3 protein-coding genes are annotated in these 2,186 nt (G+C 67.6%); 2 read left to right on the top strand and 1 reads right to left on the bottom strand.

Annotated features, from left to right (window positions below):
* On the bottom strand, positions 1-677 hold a 677-nt coding region (locus CHC08_RS47705), incomplete at its 3' end, for a phospholipid carrier-dependent glycosyltransferase (RefSeq protein ID WP_143653725.1).
* 52 nt (positions 678-729) lie between these two features.
* Here CHC08_RS47705 and rsmI point away from each other — a divergent pair.
* Together rsmI and CHC08_RS47695 are read left to right on the top strand one after the other, a co-directional pair.
* The gene (gene rsmI / locus CHC08_RS47700; RefSeq protein ID WP_089213950.1) at positions 730-1,584 is read left to right on the top strand and encodes a 16S rRNA (cytidine(1402)-2'-O)-methyltransferase; all 855 of its coding nucleotides are present in this window, start codon (positions 730-732) and stop codon (positions 1,582-1,584) included.
* Positions 1,585-1,605: 21 nt separating this feature from the next.
* The coding region (locus tag CHC08_RS47695; protein ID WP_143653724.1) for a phospholipid carrier-dependent glycosyltransferase at positions 1,606-2,186 on the top strand (581 nt) is incomplete at its 3' end.

The following is a 2,186-nucleotide window of genomic DNA, read 5'->3' as shown; positions in this document are numbered from 1 at the left end:
ACCAGGCAGGCGAAACCGGCCAGCACCCAGAACATCAGGAAGATGTCCAGCAGCGCCGTCCGCGACAGCACCAGGTGCAGTCCTTCCACGGACAGCAGGAGACCGGCCAGGCAGCCCAGCAACGTCGAGCGGGTCATCCGGCGGGCCACCCGGGCCAGCATCAGGATGGACAGCACGCCCACCACGGCTCCGGCGAAGCGCCAGCCGTAGGGGTTCATGCCGAAGATCTGCTCGCCGATGCCGATCATCCACTTGCCCAGCGGCGGGTGGACGACGTAGGAGGCGCACTTCTCCAGATCGGCGGGGGCGCACTGCTGCCAGATCTGGGTGCCGCCCTGCATCAGGATCTTGTCGGCGTCCTTGACCACGTTGTGCTCGGCGCCGAACAAATACAGCGCCCACGAGTCCTTGGCGTAGTACGTCTCGTCGAACATGACCGCGTTCGGACGGCCCAGGTCGGTGAAGCGCAGGATCGCCCCGAAGGCCGTCACCAGCAGCGGGCCTAGCCATCCCCACCAGGCGTTACCGGGCATTGGGGGCACCAGCCGGTCGCGCACGGAACGCATCGGTTCGGTGCTCGGCTCAGACTCCGGCTGCTCGAACGCCTGGTTGGTGAAGTCGGTCACGGCCACTCGGACATCGTACGGGCCTCTCAGCCCCACGAACCCAAGAAACATCGCCTACATGCCCAATTAGGGAACTTCGTCCCAGGGTGGGGGGCCATCCGTAATGAGGGAAGATGGAACAGTGATTGACAACGGCAGGCTGGTGCTGGCAGGGGCCCCGATCGGGCAGGCGGGCGACGTTTCTCCCCGGCTGCGGGAGGCGCTGGAGACCGCCGACGTGGTCGCGGCGGAGGACACACGCCGCCTGCGCCGCCTGGTCAGTGATCTGGGCGCGGAGATCAGAGGCCGGGTGGTCTCCTACTACGACGCCAACGAGATCGCCAGGGCCGCGGAGCTCCTCCAGGTTCTCCAGGAGGGCAAGACCGTCCTGATCATCACCGACGCGGGCATGCCCGGCGTCTCCGACCCCGGATACCGCCTGACCCACCTGGCCGTCGAGGCCGGGATCAAGGTCACCTCGCTGCCGGGGCCGTCCGCGGTCACCACCGCGCTGGCCGTCTCCGGCCTGCCCAGCGACCGGTTCTGTTTCGAGGGCTTCCCGCCGCGCAAGCCCGGCGAGCGGGCCCGCAAGCTCTCCGCCCTCGCCGAGGAAGAACGGACGATGGTGTTCTTCGAGGCGCCGCACCGGCTGCAGGTCGCGCTGGCGGCGATGGCCGAGGCGTTCGGCGCGGACCGCCGGGCGGCGGTCTGCCGGGAGCTCACCAAGACCTACGAGGAAGTACGGCGAGGCGGTCTGGGAGAGCTGGCCGAATGGGCGGCCAACGGCGTCAAGGGCGAGATCACCGTCGTCGTCGCCGGGCACGTCCCGCAGGCCCTGCCGCCGGTCATCGAGGACCTGGTCGCGGAGGTCGCCCGCCGCGAGGAGACGGGCGTGCCGAAGAAACAGGCGATCGTGGACGTCGCGAAGTTGGCGGGAATCCCGAAACGCGATCTCTATGACGCTGTCCATCGAGGCTGATTTATCACCATACTTTCCTAAATGGGATCAACACGGGATCGTCTCTTACCGCCCATGCCGGTAAATGTCCTATGGGGTTGGCTGGGGCCGTTGCTGGTAGCGGTCTTCGGGGGGATCCTGCGGTTCGTCAATCTCGGACGGCCGCACGCGGTCGTGTTCGACGAGACGTACTACATCAAGGACGCGTACGCGCTGCTCCACTACGGCGTGGAGCGGGCGTCGCTCGGGACGACGGAAGACCCGATCGCCGACCGGATGCTCCTCTCCGGTAATACCGACTTCCTGGTCAAGTGCACCCCGCCGGACGCCGATCCCTGCCCGCTCTACGTGGCCCATCCGCCTCTGGGCAAGTGGATGATCGGCGTCGGCGAGCAGATCTTCGGCCTGAATCCCTACGGCTGGCGCTTCGCGGCGGCGGTGGTGGGGGTGCTGTCCATTCTGATCTTGGCCCGGGTGGCCCGCCGGATGACCCGCTCGACGTTGCTGGGCTGCCTGGCCGGTCTCCTGCTGTCGGTCGAGGGGCTGCACCTGGTGCTGTCGCGGACGGCGCTGCTGGACATCTTCCTGATGTTCTGGGTGCTGGCCGGTTTCGCCTGCCTGGT

It is taken from the genome of Streptosporangium subroseum, from assembly GCF_900188345.1.
GTDB classification, from domain to species: Bacteria; Actinomycetota; Actinomycetes; order Streptosporangiales; family Streptosporangiaceae; genus Streptosporangium; species Streptosporangium subroseum.
Note: the sequence above shows the minus strand (reverse complement) of the source record. Positions and strands in the feature narration are given on the sequence as shown.

Excerpts from the sequence above, each read along its gene's own strand:
- rsmI (WP_089213950.1), top strand. The coding sequence starts at position 730 with ATGAGGGAAGATGGAACAGTGATTGACAACGGCAGGCTGGTGCTGGCA.